25 protein-coding genes and 2 tRNA genes are annotated in these 16,302 nt (G+C 74.0%); 21 read left to right on the top strand and 6 right to left on the bottom strand.

Going from position 1 to position 16,302, the window contains the following annotated elements:
• Window positions 1-32: 32 nt before the first annotated feature.
• The 5 genes from AC3WT4_RS02340 (at window position 33) to AC3WT4_RS02360 (ending at window position 5,109) form a co-directional block, all read left to right on the top strand.
• The gene (locus tag AC3WT4_RS02340; RefSeq protein ID WP_076405505.1) at window positions 33-1,232 is read left to right on the top strand and encodes a PucR family transcriptional regulator; all 1,200 of its coding nucleotides are present in this window, start codon (window positions 33-35) and stop codon (window positions 1,230-1,232) included.
• A gap of 131 nt (window positions 1,233-1,363) precedes the next feature.
• Window positions 1,364-2,350 (top strand): ACP S-malonyltransferase, encoded by a 987-nt coding sequence (locus AC3WT4_RS02345; protein ID WP_492314588.1) that lies wholly within the window; start codon window positions 1,364-1,366, stop codon window positions 2,348-2,350.
• On the top strand, window positions 2,347-3,354 hold the full coding sequence (locus tag AC3WT4_RS02350) for a beta-ketoacyl-ACP synthase III (RefSeq protein ID WP_492314589.1): 1,008 nt from the start codon (window positions 2,347-2,349) through the stop codon (window positions 3,352-3,354). The genes AC3WT4_RS02345 and AC3WT4_RS02350 overlap by 4 nt, the downstream gene beginning before the upstream one ends.
• A 163-nt stretch (window positions 3,355-3,517) precedes the next feature.
• A complete protein-coding gene (locus AC3WT4_RS02355) occupies window positions 3,518-3,766 on the top strand; it encodes an acyl carrier protein (protein ID WP_021482065.1) in 249 nt (82 codons plus the stop codon).
• A 98-nt stretch (window positions 3,767-3,864) separates the two neighbouring features.
• Window positions 3,865-5,109, top strand: a complete 1,245-nt coding sequence (locus AC3WT4_RS02360) for a beta-ketoacyl-[acyl-carrier-protein] synthase family protein (protein WP_034651767.1) — start codon at window positions 3,865-3,867, stop codon at window positions 5,107-5,109.
• A 112-nt stretch (window positions 5,110-5,221) separates the two neighbouring features.
• Here the strand turns inward: AC3WT4_RS02360 and AC3WT4_RS02365 are convergent, their stop codons facing one another.
• The 3 genes from AC3WT4_RS02365 to AC3WT4_RS02375 all read right to left on the bottom strand — a co-directional run bounded on the left by AC3WT4_RS02365 (window position 5,222) and on the right by AC3WT4_RS02375 (window position 7,250).
• A complete protein-coding gene (locus tag AC3WT4_RS02365; protein ID WP_021481145.1) occupies window positions 5,222-5,722 on the bottom strand; it encodes a DUF3145 domain-containing protein in 501 nt (166 codons plus the stop codon).
• A gap of 168 nt (window positions 5,723-5,890) precedes the next feature.
• A complete protein-coding gene (gene def / locus AC3WT4_RS02370) occupies window positions 5,891-6,376 on the bottom strand; it encodes a peptide deformylase (RefSeq protein ID WP_021481144.1) in 486 nt (161 codons plus the stop codon).
• Between the two features lie 67 nt (window positions 6,377-6,443).
• On the bottom strand, window positions 6,444-7,250 hold the full coding sequence (locus AC3WT4_RS02375) for a DUF1206 domain-containing protein (protein WP_492314590.1): 807 nt from the start codon (window positions 7,248-7,250) through the stop codon (window positions 6,444-6,446).
• A gap of 142 nt (window positions 7,251-7,392) precedes the next feature.
• Between AC3WT4_RS02375 and AC3WT4_RS02380 the strand changes: the two genes are divergently transcribed.
• On the top strand, window positions 7,393-8,508 hold the full coding sequence (locus tag AC3WT4_RS02380) for an acyltransferase family protein (RefSeq protein ID WP_492314591.1): 1,116 nt from the start codon (window positions 7,393-7,395) through the stop codon (window positions 8,506-8,508).
• On the opposite strand, the gene AC3WT4_RS02385 is transcribed toward AC3WT4_RS02380, so the two are convergent.
• Together AC3WT4_RS02385 and AC3WT4_RS02390 are read right to left on the bottom strand one after the other, a co-directional pair.
• On the bottom strand, window positions 8,481-8,840 hold the full coding sequence (locus tag AC3WT4_RS02385) for a DUF488 domain-containing protein (RefSeq protein ID WP_492314592.1): 360 nt from the start codon (window positions 8,838-8,840) through the stop codon (window positions 8,481-8,483). The two genes, AC3WT4_RS02380 and AC3WT4_RS02385, sit on opposite strands and share 28 nt — an antisense overlap.
• Before the next feature lie 51 nt (window positions 8,841-8,891).
• Window positions 8,892-8,965, bottom strand: a tRNA-Ile gene (locus AC3WT4_RS02390).
• A 58-nt stretch (window positions 8,966-9,023) separates the two neighbouring features.
• Between AC3WT4_RS02390 and AC3WT4_RS02395 the strand changes: the two genes are divergently transcribed.
• Both AC3WT4_RS02395 and AC3WT4_RS02400 read left to right on the top strand, forming a co-directional pair.
• On the top strand, window positions 9,024-9,539 hold the full coding sequence (locus AC3WT4_RS02395; RefSeq protein WP_492314593.1) for a hypothetical protein: 516 nt from the start codon (window positions 9,024-9,026) through the stop codon (window positions 9,537-9,539).
• Between the two features lie 55 nt (window positions 9,540-9,594).
• Window positions 9,595-9,667: transfer RNA gene (locus AC3WT4_RS02400), tRNA-Asn, on the top strand.
• On the opposite strand, the gene AC3WT4_RS02405 is transcribed toward AC3WT4_RS02400, so the two are convergent.
• Window positions 9,629-10,000, bottom strand: a complete 372-nt coding sequence (locus AC3WT4_RS02405; RefSeq protein ID WP_492314776.1) for a helix-turn-helix domain-containing protein — start codon at window positions 9,998-10,000, stop codon at window positions 9,629-9,631. The genes AC3WT4_RS02400 and AC3WT4_RS02405 overlap by 39 nt on opposite strands.
• A 43-nt stretch (window positions 10,001-10,043) precedes the next feature.
• On the opposite strand from AC3WT4_RS02405, the gene AC3WT4_RS02410 reads away from it, so the two are divergent.
• The 13 genes from AC3WT4_RS02410 (at window position 10,044) to AC3WT4_RS02470 (ending at window position 16,054) form a co-directional block, all read left to right on the top strand.
• Entirely contained in the window at window positions 10,044-10,244 is a 201-nt protein-coding gene (locus AC3WT4_RS02410; protein WP_459256478.1) for a helix-turn-helix domain-containing protein, read from the top strand.
• Between the two features lie 91 nt (window positions 10,245-10,335).
• On the top strand, window positions 10,336-10,803 hold the full coding sequence (locus AC3WT4_RS02415) for a hypothetical protein (RefSeq protein WP_492314594.1): 468 nt from the start codon (window positions 10,336-10,338) through the stop codon (window positions 10,801-10,803).
• The gene (locus AC3WT4_RS02420; protein ID WP_492314595.1) at window positions 10,804-11,085 is read left to right on the top strand and encodes a hypothetical protein; all 282 of its coding nucleotides are present in this window, start codon (window positions 10,804-10,806) and stop codon (window positions 11,083-11,085) included.
• Window positions 11,082-11,432: a hypothetical protein gene (locus AC3WT4_RS02425; protein ID WP_492314596.1), complete on the top strand. Its 351-nt coding sequence runs from the start codon at window positions 11,082-11,084 to the stop codon at window positions 11,430-11,432. Before AC3WT4_RS02420 ends, AC3WT4_RS02425 begins: the two co-directional genes overlap by 4 nt.
• 22 nt (window positions 11,433-11,454) lie before the next feature.
• Window positions 11,455-12,096, top strand: a complete 642-nt coding sequence (locus tag AC3WT4_RS02430; protein WP_492314597.1) for a hypothetical protein — start codon at window positions 11,455-11,457, stop codon at window positions 12,094-12,096.
• Complete coding sequence (locus AC3WT4_RS02435) at window positions 12,093-12,455, top strand: hypothetical protein (RefSeq protein ID WP_492314598.1); 363 nt, start codon at window positions 12,093-12,095, stop codon at window positions 12,453-12,455. Before AC3WT4_RS02430 ends, AC3WT4_RS02435 begins: the two co-directional genes overlap by 4 nt.
• Complete coding sequence (locus tag AC3WT4_RS02440; RefSeq protein ID WP_492314599.1) at window positions 12,452-12,760, top strand: hypothetical protein; 309 nt, start codon at window positions 12,452-12,454, stop codon at window positions 12,758-12,760. The genes AC3WT4_RS02435 and AC3WT4_RS02440 overlap by 4 nt, the downstream gene beginning before the upstream one ends.
• Window positions 12,757-14,205 carry a ParB/RepB/Spo0J family partition protein gene (locus AC3WT4_RS02445; RefSeq protein ID WP_492314600.1) on the top strand — a complete coding sequence of 483 codons (1,449 nt, stop codon included), beginning with the start codon at window positions 12,757-12,759 and terminating at the stop codon, window positions 14,203-14,205. Before AC3WT4_RS02440 ends, AC3WT4_RS02445 begins: the two co-directional genes overlap by 4 nt.
• Complete coding sequence (locus tag AC3WT4_RS02450) at window positions 14,202-14,903, top strand: ParB/RepB/Spo0J family partition protein (protein WP_492314601.1); 702 nt, start codon at window positions 14,202-14,204, stop codon at window positions 14,901-14,903. The genes AC3WT4_RS02445 and AC3WT4_RS02450 overlap by 4 nt, the downstream gene beginning before the upstream one ends.
• On the top strand, window positions 14,900-15,145 hold the full coding sequence (locus tag AC3WT4_RS02455; protein ID WP_492314602.1) for a hypothetical protein: 246 nt from the start codon (window positions 14,900-14,902) through the stop codon (window positions 15,143-15,145). Before AC3WT4_RS02450 ends, AC3WT4_RS02455 begins: the two co-directional genes overlap by 4 nt.
• Window positions 15,142-15,318: a hypothetical protein gene (locus AC3WT4_RS02460; RefSeq protein WP_492314603.1), complete on the top strand. Its 177-nt coding sequence runs from the start codon at window positions 15,142-15,144 to the stop codon at window positions 15,316-15,318. Before AC3WT4_RS02455 ends, AC3WT4_RS02460 begins: the two co-directional genes overlap by 4 nt.
• Window positions 15,315-15,782, top strand: a complete 468-nt coding sequence (locus AC3WT4_RS02465; protein ID WP_492314604.1) for a hypothetical protein — start codon at window positions 15,315-15,317, stop codon at window positions 15,780-15,782. The genes AC3WT4_RS02460 and AC3WT4_RS02465 overlap by 4 nt, the downstream gene beginning before the upstream one ends.
• The gene (locus AC3WT4_RS02470; protein WP_492314605.1) at window positions 15,779-16,054 is read left to right on the top strand and encodes a hypothetical protein; all 276 of its coding nucleotides are present in this window, start codon (window positions 15,779-15,781) and stop codon (window positions 16,052-16,054) included. Before AC3WT4_RS02465 ends, AC3WT4_RS02470 begins: the two co-directional genes overlap by 4 nt.
• The last annotated feature ends 248 nt before the right edge of the window (window positions 16,055-16,302 follow it).

The raw sequence follows: 16,302 nt of genomic DNA on the forward strand, positions 1-16,302 counted from the left end.
ACTGTCCACAACCCCGGCCGTATGCTCGGCGCGTGACGGCCACCCCCAGGACCCCGGCGACCGCGCCGGCCCCGACCGGCCCGGCCGGCAACGCGGACAACCTCCAGCGCCTGCGCGACGGCAGCGGCCTGCTCATGTCCGCCGCGCTGCGCCGGCTCGACGACGAGATCCGCTGGTACCGCGAGCTCCCGGCCGAGGACCGCTCCTACGTGGGTCTCGTCGCGCAGTCCGGCATCACGGCGTTCGTCACGTGGTACGCGGACCCGCAGGCCCCGCCGCACGGCGTGAGCGACATCTTCGCCGCGGCCCCGCCCGAGCTCACGCGCTCGATCTCGCTCCAGAACACGCTCCAGCTCGTCCGCATCGTCGTCGAGGTCGTCGAGGCGTACTCGGACCAGCTCGCGGCGCCGGGCGGCGAGCGCGACCTGCGCGAGGCCGTGCTGCGCTACTCCCGGGAGGTGGCGTTCTCCGCGGCGGAGGTCTACGCCCGCGCCGCGGAGGTCCGCGGCGCGTGGGACGCGCGCCTGGAGGCCCTCGTCGTGGACGCGCTCATCCGCGGTGACGGCGACGACTCCCTGCGATCGCGCGTCTCGGCGCTCGGCTGGGGCGGCCACGGCTCGACCCTCGTCATGGCGGGCACGATCGCCGCGACGCTCGACGAGGTCCGGACGGCGGAGCTGCGCCGCGCGACGCGCCGCGCGGCGGGTGATGCGCTCGTGGGCATCCACGGCGACCGGCTCGTCCTCGTGCTCGGCGGCGAGGGGGACCTCCAGGCCGCCGCGGCGTCGCTCCTGCCCCGCTTCGGGCCCGGCCCGGTCGTCATCGGGCCGACCGTCCCCGGGCTGGAGGAGGCCGCGCGCTCGGCGCAGGCCGCGCTCGCGGGGCTGCGGGCCGCGCCCGCCTGGCCGCAGGCCCCGCGCCCGGTGCTCGCCGACGACCTGCTCCCGGAGCGCGTCCTCACCGGCGACACCACGGCGCGGCGCACGCTCGTCGCCCAGGCGTACCGACCGCTCGCCGAGGCGACGGGCTCGGTGCTCGAGACGCTGTCCGCCTACCTCGGCACGGGCCGGTCGCTCGAGGCGGCGGCCCGGTCCCTGTACGTCCACCCCAACACCGTGCGCTACCGCCTGCGCAAGGTCTCGGAGATCACCGGGTGGGACCCGCTCGACGCCCGCGAGTCGTTCGTGCTGCAGGTCGCGCTCGCGCTCGGGCAGCTCTCGACGGTCCGCTGAGGAGCCGGGCGCGCCCGACACCCCCGGGCACCTCCCCGATCGGTGTCTTGTAGGTTCGGCACAACCACCCTCCGCAAGGTTGGTGCGCGTCGTGACGTGGCGCACGGCCCTCGCGTTGGCACAGTTGACGGGTGCTCGCCGTCTTGTGCCCTGGACAGGGCTCCCAGTCCCCCGGAATGCTCGCCCCCTGGCTCGAGCTGCCCGGCGTCGCCGACCAGGTCTCCGCGTTCGGCGAGGCCGCGGGCCTCGACCTGCGCGCGCACGGGACGGAGTCGGACGCCGACACGATCCGTGACACGGCCGTCGCGCAGCCGCTCATCGTCGCGTCGTCGCTCGTCGCGCTCCGCGTGATCCTCGACGGGCGCGACACCGCCGACGTGGTCGACGTGACCGCCGGGCACTCGGTCGGCGAGCTCGCCGCCGCGGCCGTCGCGGGGGCGCTGACGGACACGGGCGCCGTCGGGCTCGTCGCGCACCGCGCGCGTGCCATGGCCGCGGCAGCCGCCGCGACGCCCACCGGCATGAGCGCCGTCGTCGGGGGCGACCCGGAGGAGGTCCTCGCCGCGATCGAGGCGGCCCACCTGTGGCCCGCGAACGTCAACGGCGGCGGGCAGGTCGTCGCCGCCGGCGCCCTCGACCACCTCGCCGCCCTCGCGGAGAACCCGCCCGCGAAGGCGCGCGTCATCCCGCTCCAGGTCGCGGGCGCCTTCCACACGCCCTTCATGCAGCCGGCGCTCGAGGAGTTCGAGCCGATCGCCGCGTCGTGGGACGTCGCCGACCCGCGCCTGCCGCTCCTGTCCAACGCCGACGGCGAGTCCTACGGAACCATCGACATCGAGGGCAGCACGTACGGCAAGGCGCGCGACGTCGTCCGCCGCCTCACCGCGCAGATCGCGGCGCCCGTGCGCTGGGACCTGTGCCAGGAGACCCTCGCGGAGCTGGGCGTCACCGCGCTGCTCGAGCTCGCGCCCGGAGGCGTCCTCACGGGTCTCGCCCGCCGGTCGCTCAAGGGCGTCGAGGCGGTGGCCGTGAAGTCGCCCGACGACGTCGAGGCCGCCCGCGACCTCGTCGCCCGGCACTCGGTGGCGGCCGGCGCGGCCCCGGGCGTCGACGCGTGAGCGGCGCGACCCTGCGCCAGGCCACGGGCCCGGCGCACTCGCGCATCCTCGCGATCGGCGGGGTGCGCGGCGAGAACGTCGTCACGAACGACGACATCGCCGGGCCCATCGACTCCTCCGACGAGTGGATCCGCCAGCGCACCGGGATCGTCACGCGGCGTCGTGCGGGCGCCGACGTCGACGTCCTGGACCTCTCCGAGGCCGCGGCGCGCGACGCGCTCGCCCGGGCGGGCCTCCAGGGTGGCGACGTCGACGCGGTGATCGTCTCCACGGTCACGTACTTCCACCAGACCCCCGCCGCCGCGGCGGTGCTCGCGGAGCGCCTCGGCGCGACGCCCGCCGCCGCGTTCGACGTCTCCGCCGCGTGCGCGGGCTACGCCTACGCCATCGCGCAGGCCGACGCCCTCGTGCGGGCCGGCATCGCGACGCACGTGCTCGTGGTCGGCGCGGAGAAGATGAGCGACTTCATCGACCCGACCGACCGGTCGATCTCGTTCCTCCTGGGCGACGGCGCCGGCGCCGCCATCGTCGGGCCGTCCGATACCCCGGGCATCGGCCCGACGGTGTGGGGCTCCGACGGCGGCAAGGCGCAGGCGATCCGCCAGACGCACGCGTGGTCGGACCTGCGCGAGGACCCCTCGCTCGGGTGGCCCACGCTGCGCCAGGACGGTCAGAGCGTGTTCAAGTGGGCCGCGTTCCAGATGGCTCCCGTCGCCGCCAAGGCGATGGCCGAGGCCGGGGTCGCCCCGGCCGACCTCGGCGCGTTCGTGCCGCACCAGGCGAACATGCGGATCATCGACCAGATGATCAAGCAGCTCGAGCTCCCCGCGTCCGTCGCGGTCGCCCGGGACATCGCGGAGACCGGCAACACGTCGGCCGCCTCGATCCCCCTCGCGACCCGGCGCCTGCTCGACGAGGGGCAGGTCCGCTCCGGCGACCTCGCCCTCCAGATCGGGTTCGGCGCCGGGCTCGTCTACGCGGCGCAGGTGGTCGTGCTGCCGTAGGGGAGAATCACCCTGGACGGACGGCCGCCCTCCCCGCGGGGAGGACCCACGCCGTCGGCGGACCCGTCCGTCGCGCGCACCGTCCGACGAAGTACCGCCCGGCACACCCACCGGGCACCGCCACCGGGACCGGTCGCCGCCGGCCCCACGACAAGGAGAAACCATGGCCTACACCGAGCAGGAAGTCCTCGCCGGCCTCGCGGAGATCGTCGCCGAGGAGACGGGTCTGCCGACCGACGCCGTCGCGCTCGAGAAGTCCTTCACCGACGACCTCGACATCGACTCGCTGTCGATGATGACGATCGTCACCCACGCCGAGGACAAGTTCGGGGTCCGCATCCCGGACGACGAGGTCAAGAACCTCACGACGGTCGGCGACGCCGTGTCCTTCATCACGGGCGCCCAGGCCTGAGCACGCCCCGCCTGCCTCGCAGGCCTGCGGGCGGGCCGGCGTCACCCACGCCGGCCCGCCCGTCCTCCCCGCCCCCGCCGCAACCCCCGAGGAGCACCATGTCCGCCGCTACTGAAGTCGTCGTCACCGGCCTCGGCGCCACCACGCCGCTCGGCGGCGACGTGCCCTCCACCTGGGCCGCGGCACTGGCCGGCGAGTCCGGCGCGCGCACGCTCGAGAACGACTGGGCGGAGCGCTACGAGATCCCGGTGACGTTCGCCGCGACGATCAAGGTCGACCCGGCCGAGGTCCTCGCGCGCCCCGAGATCAAGCGCATGGACCCCTCCACGCAGTACGCGATCATCGCCGCGCGCGAGGCCTGGGCGGACGCGGGCAGCCCCGAGGTCGACGGCGACCGGCTCGGCACGGTCGTGTCGTCCGGCATCGGCGGCATCTGGACCACGCTCGACGGCTGGGACACGCTGCGGGAGCGCGGCGCGCGCCGCATGCTGCCCATGACCGTGCCCATGCTCATGCCGAACTCCCCCACCGCGTACGTCTCGCTCGAGCTCGGTGCCCGGGCGGGCGCCCACGCCCTCGTCTCCGCGTGCGCGTCCGGCGCCGAGGCGATCGGCTACGGCGTCGACATGATCCGCGCGGGCCGTGCGGACGTCGTCGTCGCCGGCGGCACCGAGGCCACGATCCACCCCATGCCGATGGCGGCCTTCGCCGCCTCGCGCACGCTCTCGCTGCGCAACGACGACCCCCAGGGTGCGTCGCGCCCGTACGACGTCGACCGCGACGGCTTCGTCATCGGCGAGGGCTCGGGCGTCGTCGTCCTCGAGAGCGCGGAGCACGCCGCGGCCCGCGGGGCCCGCGTCTACGCGCGCCTCGCCGGCGTCGGGCTGTCCTCCGACGCCTACCACATCACCTCGCCCGACCCGGAGGGCCGGGGCCAGGTCGCGGCGATGCGCCGCGCGCTCGAGGAGGCCGGGGTCACCGGTCGGGACGTCGTGCACGTCAACGCGCACGCGACCTCGACCAAGGTGGGCGACCTCACCGAGACCCGCTCCATCCGCTCGCTCCTGGGCGACGACGCCGACCACGTGCTGCTCTCGGCCACGAAGTCGATGACCGGGCACCTCCTCGGCGGTGCCGGCGCGCTCGAGTCGATCTTCACGATCAAGGCCGTCGCGGAGCGCCTCGCTCCCCCGACGATCAACGTCGCGAACCCCGACCCGGAGCTCCAGGTGCCGCTCGTGCGCGACACGCCCGCGCCGCTGCCGAGCGGCGACGTCGTCGCGATCAACAACTCGTTCGGCTTCGGGGGCCACAACGTCGCCCTCGCCGTGGCCAGCGTCTGACCAGGCGCCACGACGACGCGAAGGGCGCCTCCCGGATCTCCGGGAGGCGCCCTTCGTGGTCTTTGCCGACGGGCGTGCGTGAGCAGGCCCCGCGGCGCGGCGTCGGTGAGCGTCAGCCGACGCGGTGCAGCCAGCGCACCGGCGCGCCGGCGCCGGCGTAGCGGAACGGCTCGAGCTCGTCGTCCCAGGCCTTGCCGAGCGCGAGGTGGAGAGCGTCGCGCATCGCCCACGGCTCGCTCACCTGCTCGAGCGCGGCGCGGATCCGGTCCTCGGGCACGACGATGTTCCCGTGCACGTCCGTCTGGGCGTAGAAGATGCCGAGGTCGGGCGTGTGGGACCAGCGTCCGCCGTCGACGCCGTGGCTGGGCTCCTCGGTGACCTCGTACCGCAGGTGGGACCATCCGCGCAGCGCGGAAGCCAGCCTGGCGCCCGTCCCCTGCGGCCCCTGCCACGAGTACTCGGCCCGGTAGAGGCCGCGCGCAGCGGGCTGCTCGGTCCAGTCGAGCGACACGCGCACGCCGAGGACGTTGCCCGCGGCCCACTCCATGTGCGGGCACAGAGCACGCGGTGCTGAGTGCACGTAAAGAACACCGCGGGTGATGGCACCGGCCATGTCTGCCTCCCTAGGTCGAGGTTTCGTCTTCCCCAACGTCCTCACCCAGGGCGGGTCCACAGCGCTCGCACCGATGTCGCGGCGTGTCTCGTGCTCATCTTGCACGACATCGCGCGTGCGCGCGAGAGATCGGGCGGGCGTGCCCGGGACCGACCGGGCGCACCCCCGTCAGAGGTGCTCGCGCAGCTCGCGCATCGCCTTCTTGCGCACGGAGCGGTCGAGCCGGTCCAGGTAGAGCATGCCGTCGAGGTGGTCGCACTCGTGCTGGAGGCACCGGGCCATGAGCTCGGTCCCCTCGACCACGACCTCGTTGCCGTCGAGGTCGGTGCCGACCACGCGCGCGTACCAGGCGCGGCGCGTCGGGTACCAGAGGTCGGGGACCGAGAGGCAGCCCTCGTCGCCGTCCTGGTAGTCGTCGGACAGCTCGACGATGCGCGGGTTGAGCACGTACCCGATCTCGTCGTCGATGTTCCACGAGAACGCCCGGAGGTTGACGCCGATCTGGTTGGCGGCGAGCCCCGCGCGCCCCTCGTGGTCGACCGTCTCGACGAGGTCGGCGACGAGAGAGCGCACCCGGTCGTCGATGGTGGTGATCTCGTCGCAGGGGGTGCGGAGCACGGGGTCCGGGATGGTCCGGATCTCTCTCATCGCCATGGTCACCATTCTTCCATGCGCACGACGACGTCCGGCCGTCGTCCCCAGCCCCGCACCGGGGCGCGCGTCACATCCGCGCGTACCGCGCCCGCGCGAACGAGTAGAGCCCGTAGGCCGCGAAGCCCAGACCGACGGCGACCAGGAGCGCGACCCCGAACGCCTGCGCCGCGAGCGTGGCGAACGCGCTGTCGAGGCCGCCCGCCTGCTGCGGGTCGTGCCGGACCGCGGCCACGACGAACAGCACACCCAGCACGCCGAGCGCGATACCCTTGGCGATGTACCCGACGCGCCCGAGCGTCACCACGGCGCGGCCCAGGTGTCCGCTGGTCCCGCCCTGGAGGTCCTCGAGGAACTTCTTCCGCCACCCCTTGACGACGTGGTAGACGCCACCGGCGACGATGCCCACCCCGACCGCGCCGACGAGCAGCACGCCGCCGGGCTTCTCCATGAGGGTCGCGGTCATGCTCTCCTCCTGGCCGGAGCCGCCGGCGGACCCGGTCACGACCTGGAGGGCGACCACCCCGAGCGCCAGGTAGAGGACAGCCTTGCCCGCGGCCTTGAGCCGGTCGGACGTCTCGGCCGCACCGCTCAGCGCGACGGTGACCTGCCACAGGGCGAGCGCCGCGAACGCCACGACGGCGAACCAGAGCAGCGCGGTGCCGCCCGGCGTCTGCGCGATCGCGGTGAGCGCACCGGTCTGGTCGGCCTGCTCGCTCGAGGCCGCGCCCGTCGCCACCTGCACGGCGAGGACGCCGACGACGAGGTGGAGCAGACCGCTCACCGCATAGCCCCCGCGGGCCAGGAGCTCCAGGGTCTTGCTGCCGCGTGCGCCGCGTGCTGCCGCCTTGCCGGTCGAGCTCATGCTCGGTGCCACAGGACCTCCTCGGTCGTCGGGACGCCGCCCCCACCGCGCCGCCGGGTTCTCCGGCCCGCACACGGTGCCAGAACTGCGGGTGCTGCGCACGCCGGGCGCCCATCTCAGGCCTGGTGGATCACGATTCGGTAACGTGCCCCGGATGCCGACGCAGACTCCTCGCCTCGCCGTGCTCGACGGACTCCGGTTCGCCGCCGCGGCCGCGGTGCTCGTGTACCACTTCGTCGCCGTCAACCACCACGCGTGGGGCGAGCGCACGAGCGCCTCCCTCCCCGGCGCCCAGGCCGTCACCGCCTACGGGTCCTTCGGGGTCCAGCTCTTCTTCGTCGTCAGCGGCTTCGTCATCCTCATGACCGCCTGGGGCCGCGACGTGCGCGGCTTCGTCGCGTCGCGCGCCGGGCGGCTCTTTCCCGCCTACTGGGCCTCGGTGCTGCTCACCGTGGTCCTGCTGGCGCTCGTCGTCCCCGGGCGGCGCGACGTCGACCTGCCGCAGGCGGCGGCCAACCTCACCATGGTCCAGCGCGCGTTCGGCATCCCCGACCTCGAAGCCGTCTACTGGACGCTCTGGTCCGAGCTGCGGTTCTACGTCCTCGTCGGCGTGCTCGTCGCCGTCGGCCTCACCCGGGCGCGGGTCCTCGCGTTCGTCGTGCTGTGGCCCGTCGCCGGCGCGATCGCCACCCAGACCGGCACCGAGCTGCTCGCGACGGTGCTCGTCGCCCCGGACGCCCCGCTCTTCGCGGGCGGCATGGTGCTCTACCTGCTGACCAGCGAGCGCCGGTCCCCCGTCCTCTGGCTCGCGCTCGCTCTGAACGTGCTCCTCGGTGCGGCGCTCTCCGGCCGGATCCAGTCCGGGCGCATCGAGAACAGCACCGACGTCGTCGTCTCCCCCACCGCGTGGTGGGTCGCGATCGTCGTGTGCTTCGCGCTCGTCGCCGCGGCGACGCTCACGCCGCTCGCCCGCGTCTCCTGGGGCTGGCTCACCGCGCTCGGCGCCCTCACGTACCCGCTCTACCTCGTGCACTCGTCCTGGGGGCGGTGGGTCATCGAGTCCGTGCACCCGTACCTCTCGCGCGCCGCGACCCTCGCGGTCGCGGTCGCGGTGTGCCTCGCCCTCGCCTGGGTGATCCACCGCGCCGTCGAACGCCCGCTCGGGCCCCGGCTGCGCCACGCCCTCGACCGCGACCTGCGCCGCGACCTCGACCGACCGGCCCGCGCCGCCGCCGGGAGCGCTCAGGGTGAGCCGGTCGCCGCGAGGTAGTCGCGCAGCACCACCGCCTGGTTGTGCTGCTCGTCCTTCGCCCCGTACACCAGCGTCACCACCGGGTGCTGCCCGACGACGTCCCGCAGCTCCGCGACCGCCTCGCCGTGGGCGTCGAGCTCGGCGCGGTACCGCTCGGCGAACTCGTCGAACAGCCCTTCCTCGTGGTGGAACCAGCGCCGCAGGTCCGTCGACGGCGCGACGTCCTCGAGCCACAGGTCGACGTGCGCCGCCTCCTTGCTCACTCCGCGCGGCCACAGGCGGTCGACGAGCACGCGGAACCCGTCCTGCTCCTCGGCCGGCTCGTACACGCGCTTGGTCCGTACCGTCATGAGGCCATGACACCGCGCGCACGCTCGCGCCGCACGCGCGACGCAGAAGGGTGCCCCGTGCAGGACTTGAACCCGCGACCGAGAGATTATGAGTCTCCTGCTCTGACCAGCTGAGCTAACGGGGCGCGCGGGCGAGCATACCGCCCGTACGGCAGGCGGTCGGAGAGCCGCTACGGTGGGGACGTGTCCTGGTTCCGCCGTCCCGCGCTGCCCGACCCTGTCCGTCGTGCGCTCGACCTCCCGGCCACCGATCGTGTCCTCGCGTCGGCGGAGCTCGCCGACGGTTCGTGGGCCGTCGCGACGCGGGCCGGGCTCCTCACGAGCGACGCCGGCGGGACGACCGTCGACCGGCGCCTCTGGTCGGACGTCGACCGGGCGGGGTACGACCCGGAGAGCGCGACGATCACCGTCACGTGGGTCGACGGCACCCCTCCCCTGGCCCTGCGCCTCGCCGACCCGCGCCGCACGTCGCTCGCGCAGACGCTGCGCGAGCGCGTCCAGTCGTCGGTCGTGCTCTCGGAGACCGTGACGTTCGCCGCAGGCCTGACCGCTCGCGTCGCCGTGCGGCGGGACGCGGACGGCGAGCTCTTCTCGCAGGTCGTCGCCGACGCCGGGCTCGACCTGACGGACCCGGAGGTCGAGGCCCGGGTCGACGCGGCCGAGGGGCGGGTCCGGTCGGCGTCCGGACTACCCCTCTGAGCCTGCTAGAGTTTTCCCCGGTCGCTGCGGTGCAAACCGCAACGGCCATGGTCGATCCCGCGTAGCTCAGCTGGCAGAGCATCCGACTGTTAATCGGACGGTCGCTGGTTCAAGTCCAGCCGCGGGAGCGCATCGCCCCCGTCAGGGTCTCCCTGGCGGGGGCTTTCTCCTGTCTGCAGCCACTCGAGCGGAACGCCGGTGCGCAGCGCCCACGCCTTGAGGACGATGAGCTTCGGCCGAGTGTGGTCGAGCTCATAGTTCCGGATCGTGCCGCGCGAGATGCCGATTTCGGCCGCGAACTCCGCCTGCTCGAGCCCCGTGTGCTGGCGCGCCTTCCGCAGGCGGTCGCCGAGCGTGAACTCCGGGATGAACCCGACACCCTCCGTCTGTGTGCTCATGCGCTCAAGTTTGTACCACTCGCGCTGACCTGCGCAAGAGCCCCCTTCGGGTGAAACGAACATACTTGATCTTGCGCTCAATCATGCACCCGCGTACCTTCATCGCATGGTCAATCTTGAGCAGGACATCACCACGGCGCAAGCCGCGGAGGTGCTCGACGTCGAGCACCGGTCCGTCTTCCGGATGGTGAAGCGCGGAGAACTCTCGCCGTCGGCCAAGCTCCCGGGCCGTACCGGCGCCTACCTCTTCAAGCGGACCGAGGTCGAGCGCCTCGCGGAGACCCGCGCGAAGGCGAACGAGTCATGACCGCCGCCGTCGGGCAAGGGCTCCTCCTGATCGGCTTCGTGGTCACGGGCATCGTGCTGATGCTGCAGCTCGCCAAGGGCGGCGATCGACGATGATCCGTCACCTCGCGTACCTACTGCCGGTCTCGATCTTCGCCACGCCGGCCGAGGGCCCTGTCGAGGTCCGCCTCGCCACGGTCGTCGTCTGCCGAGCAACGACGTCGACGACAGCGCTCGTCGAGACGACGCTCGACCCGGCCCGCACAACCTGCCCCGCGTGCCTGCGTGAGCACGGCGACGACCGCCGTTCCCACCGGATCGCTCGGCTCGGCGAAGACGTGCGACGCGCCCTCACGATCGCCCTCGTGTGGGACCTCGTCATGGACGACGAGCCCCCAACCGTCCTGTACGCCGATACCCCGGCCCGGCTGCCCGAGCTCGAGATCCCCCGCGGGACGTCGCTCGACAACGCCTACCTCATGCGCCGCACCGCGCTCGAGTCCGAGCGCTACCGGCTGCGCCTCCTGACGAACGCGCAGCTTGCCCACGCCCGCCAGATCGCAACGAAGCAGGTGGCCTAGATGCCCAGGACCTATCGCCCCGCCGGGCCCGGCACCGGGACCGCGCTCGCGGTCATCCTCGGCCTGGCCGCGTGGGCCGCCCTCCTCCTCGTGACCCCGTGGCGCGCCGCGCACGTGCTCGCCGTCGTGCTGCTCGCGCTCGCGGCCTGGCTGCTGCTCGCGTTCCTCACCGGACCGGCGCGCGCTCGGCGCCGTCGCCAGCGCGCGGCGTGGGCCGAAGTCACCGCCGGCACGCGTGCCCTGTACGGGCAGGACGCGTCTCGGGCGGGTGAGGACCGGTGACCCCGGCCGGTGGGTGGGAGCTCGCTGCTGCGGCCTACGTCGCCGCCGACCCGCCGCAGTTCGAAGGCGAGCGCGTCGAGGTCGACATCCCGGCTCGCGGCGACCGCCCCGCGTACACGATGCGCGGCGGGCTGTCGGCGGTCGTCGTGCATCAGCCCGGGCAGTACGTGGTCCCGATGCTGCACGCCGCGACGGACCTCCTGTGCCCGGCCGTCCTGACCATCGAGGTCCCCATCGTGCAGCTCTTCGTAGGCGGCGCCGTCGACTTCGTCCGGCCCGACCACCTGATGCGCGTGCAGGCCGTGCCCACGCGCCCGCGCATCCCCCGCCCGCGCTCGACCTCCTGACGCCCCGGGAAGGAACCCGCCCATGCCCACGCCCGCCCACGCCCAGACCCTCCCGCCGCCCCACGTGCCCGGCCTCATCACGCGGGAGCACCCGAACCGCCGGGCCACGAAGTGCGCTGCCCCGCACACGACGAGCAACGTCGAGTGCGGCCTGCAGGTCGGTCACGCTGGCGCGCACCTCGCCCGCGTCGACCGTCGCCGTCGCGAGCTCGATGCCCCCCTGGTGTGGACGGCGTCGCCGAGGGAGTGGTTCCGCCCGGACGTCTGGCCGTCCGACGAGCACCGCCGCGTGTTCGCGGTCGAGGACAAGACGTGCGGCCGGTGGCCTGACGCGATCTGCAACGCCCGTCGCACGTGGCCTCGCCCCACCGGCGGCGAGGTCGTCGCGAACTGCACGCGCCGCCCAGGGCACACCGGGCGTCACGCGCACGGCGACCAGGGCCAGGTCTGGGCGGTGTGGGAGAAGGCGTCGTCGGTCGAGCTGCCCCCTCGCGGTCCGCTGATCTGCGAGGACCTGCACGCGACGACACACGCGGTGTGCACTCTCCGGGCCGGGCACGCCGGCGACCACCGGGCTGTCGGCCTCGACGGCGGGCGCCGAGACGCGATCTGGTCACATCCCGACCGCGAGATCGCGTACACGTCCTCGAGGAGCATCCGGTGAGCGCCGGGACTGTGACGGCCGCCAAGGCTCGTGACCTCAAGCGCGAGGGCCAGGCGCGCGCCGCGCGCTCGGCTCGGCCCGACGACCGTGAGGCCGTGCGCGCCGCGGTCCGCAAGATCCCGGTCGGCACGTGGTTCACCGTGAACGACCTGCGCGAGGACCTCGATGCCGCCGGCGTCCCGACGTCGGTCCGCGGTTCGCTCCTCGCCGGCGTCGCCCGAGAAGGCCTGGCCGAACGCGTCGACGTGCAGGCACCGGGCGGCCGCCCCGGGTGGATCGTCCTGGCGTCCTCGGGCCGCTCGGCGAAGGGCTCGGGCGTCACCGCCTACGAGCGGGTGGCCCCGGGCGGCTCGACGTGAGCCGCCGCGGCCGCGTGCCCTGCCCCGGCTGCGGCGCCCAGCTCGTCTGGGTCCTGTACGTCCCGGCGCCGGACAAGCTCCGCCAGGGCCAGCCCCGCAAGCACGTCCCGCTCGATGCCGCCCCCGTCGCGGACGACGACGAGTACGCCCAGCACGCCGCCTCGCCCGGCATGACGATCTGCCGCCGGATCACCGAGGACGAGCCGCTGATCGCGGGCTTCGAGACCCGCCACACGATCCACCACGCCACGCACCCCGAGTGCTCCGACCTCCTGCGGGGCACACCAGGAAGGACCGCCCGATGAGCCCCACCATCAACCTCGACATCGCCCGCCCCCGCGGCGTCGACGCCGACCACGCGCCCGACCGTGTCGTCGTCGACCCGCGCACCCTCGTCGTCGACGCGAACATCCGCCGCGACGCCGAGCTCGACGCCGAGTTCGTCGCGTCGATCAAGGAGCACGGCGTCCTGACCGCGATCACCGCGCGCCGCGACCCGCTCGGCCAGCTCCTCGTCGTCGACGGCCAGCGCCGCACGCTCGCCGCGATCGAGGCCGGGCGCGCCGAGGTCACGGTCGACGTCGTCGACGGCATCGGGGACGACGAGTCCCGGATCACGACGCAGTACGTCGTGAACGAGCACCGCCGCGGGCTGTCCGCGGCCGACAAGGTCGAGTCGGTGCGTCAGCTCTCGCTCTTCGGCCGCTCGGCGACGTCGATCACGAAGCGCCTGCGGATCCCGCGCGCCGAGGTCGACGCGGCGCTCGCGGTCGCGGAGTCGAAGGCGACCTCGGCCGTGCTCGCCGAGCACCCGACGGTGGACCTGCTCGCGGCCGCGACGATCGCGGAGTTCGACGACGACCCCGAGGTCGTCGCGGAGCTCGTCGAGGTCGCCGAGACCGAGCCGAGCCAGCTCGAGCACGTCGCCTCGCGCGTCCGCTCCGAGCGCGAGCAGGCCGCGATCGTCGCGGCGGCGCGCGACGATCTCGAGGCCGCCGGGGTCACGGTCCTCGAGGAGCAGCCTGCCTACGACGACAAGGCGTCCGAGAGCCTTGGCTCGCTGACCGACGAGCCGGGCGCCAAGGGCTACCCGCCCGCGATCGACGCGGACGCTCACCTCGAGTGCCCCGGCCACGCCGTCTACCTCTGTGCGAACCGCGGGTGGGAGGACGGGAAGGTCGCGGGGTGGCGCGTCGTCCGTCTCGAGTACTGCATGGACTGGCGCGGCAACGGCCACCACAAGCGCTACGCGGCCAACACCGCGGGCGCGACGTCGGGCCCGCAGTCGGCCGAGCAGAAGGCGGAGCGTCGTGCCCTGGTCGCGAACAACAAGGCGTCCGACGCCGCGCTCCCGGTCCGTCGCGCGTGGATCTCCGAGCTCGTGCGCCGCGACAAGCTGCCGGCGGACGCGTCGCCCTACGTTGCGCGCGTCCTGACGAACGGCACCTACTGGTACCCCGACGGCGACGTGCACCGCCTCGCACGCGAGCTCATGTGGCCGACGAAGCACGACGGCATGGGCGGCCCCGAGGTCGCGGCCGCCGTCGCCCGCCCCGCGAACGCCGACGCCTACCTTCTGGCGCTCGCGGCCGCGCTCGTCGAGAACGCAATGCCGCGCGACTACCACCGCGGCGGCATGTACGGCGAGGGCCTGTTCGCGCTCCACCTGCGCCAGCTCGAGGCGTGGGGCTACCCGCTCGCCGACGTCGAGCAGTCGTTCCTCGCGGCGCACGGGAAGAAGGCGTCGTGACCGGGGGCCTGCCGGCGATCCCCGTCGAGAAGCTGCGCCCGAACCCGGCGAACGTCCGCGGGGATCTCGGGGACCTGTCCGAGCTCGCGTCGTCGATCCGGTCGAAGGGCCTGCTGCAGCCGCTCGTCGTGCAGCAGCACGCGGGCGGGACGTGGCTCGTGCTCGACGGTCACCGCCGCCTGGCCGCGGCGAAGCTCGCCGGCGTGCGCGCCCTGCCGTGCCTCGCCACGAGGCCCGGTGACGTGAACGCCCAGCGCGCGACCATGCTCGCCGCGGCGATGCACAAGCGCCTCGAGCCGATCGAGGCCGCCCGCGCGTTCCGCGCCCTGCGCGACGCCGGCATGAGCGTGCCCGAGATCGCGGGCGAGACCGGCTACGCCCCGTCCACGGTCTCGGCCCGCCTGCGCCTGCTCACCCTCCCCGAGGAGGCGCAGGACATGGTCGAGCGCAAGGAGCTGACCGTGCGGGAGGCGACCGAGCTCGCCCGCCAGGTCCAGCGCTCGGGTACCGGCACCGCGGCGCTCGCGACCCCGCGCACCGTGTGGTTCGGCAAGAGCCACGCCCTGTACGCGGCGGTGCGCGAGGCGTGCGACCACGGCGACACCCGCGTCCTGATCGCGGGCGCCGCGTGCGGGGCCTGCTGGGAGGACGCGATCCGCGCCGACGAGCGGGCCCGCACCGCCGAGGACGCAGCATGACGCGCCTGCCCGCGCCGGCGCCGCGCCCTGAGGACGCCCGGTGGGTGCTCGACGTCGACGTGCCGACCCCGATCGGGATCTTCTCGGCCGGCCTCCCGGTGCAGATCGTCGCCCAGCGCGGGCCCCGGCTCCTCGTGTGCCTCGACGCCGGCCACGTGGACGGGGCCCGGTGTCACGCCGAGCTGCTCCCGCTGACCGCGGTCCGCTTCGCCCCGGGCCCGCCCCGGCAGGTGGCCGCATGACGACCCACACCGGCGCCGACCCGCACGGCGACCGTCGCGCCCTGTTCCTCGCCGCGCTCGAGTACGGCGTGCACCCGCTCCTGGCGCGCGAGGCCGTCGCGACGACACGCATGTCCCGCAGCAACGACGGAGCCCACCAGCAAGGCGAACCAACGACGGAGGAGACCCCGTGACCGCCCTGACCGACCTGCCCCTGACCCCGACGCCGACCGGAACCTTCGGCGCGATCGCCGACGCCGTGGCCGACATCTTCCACGACGGCCTCGTCCCGGCCGGAGTGCACGTGTCGCGCGTGGTCGCAGACCTCTTCCACCAGCCCACGTCACCGACCGCGCTCCTCGAGCTCCGCGCGACGCGCGCGCTCGAGGACGGGATCCGCGACGCACGCCGCGACACGGTCCACGTCCTCCGGGACGTCCACCGGGTCGCGTCCCTCGTCGAGCGCGAGACCCGCCTCTACCTGTACGCCCGCCTCGACCCCGCCGTGACCGAGGCCGATGTCCTCGCCGTCGGGCAGTACGCGTTCGAGCTCGCCGAGCACGGCCGCCTCACCCGCGACGACGCCGTCGCCCTCGCGATCGCCGCCATGCGCGGCTGGAACGAGCGCCAGGCACTCTCCGCTGGGGGTGCACGGTGAGCGGCGCACGCGAGGTCAAGGTCAACGCCGCGGCGCGCGAGCGGCGGTTCGTCCACGTCTACGACCCGTCGAGTCTCGCCCCGCTGCTCACCCTCGGCGCGATGCGTCAGCTCGTCGAGAAGGCGACCGCGCTCGAGATCCCCGACGACGTCGTCGTCCACCTCACACACGTCCAGCAGTCGATGCAGGAGCCCGAGGGCACCTTCACCGCGGGCTCCGCCCGGGTCGACTTCACCGGCACGTGGGCACGCCCCTACGGCGGTGACTCATGACCACCGGACCGAAGGCCGTCACGATCTCCGCGGCCGAGCACGACGCGCTCCTCGCGATCGAGCGCGCCGCGAACGTCCTCGCCGCCGGCGACCTCGTCGACCCCGAAGAGGCCGCGAAGGTCCGTCACCTCGCCCGTCACGGCGCTCGCGGACTGCCTGCCGCGGCGGTTTCGCGACGCGCTCCCCCATCTCCTCGAGGACCTCGCCCTCACCCGCCCCTTCGCCGAGGGAGGCATCCCCAGCGAGGA

It is taken from the genome of Cellulosimicrobium sp. EB106-03-01-XG111 (genome assembly GCF_058792115.1).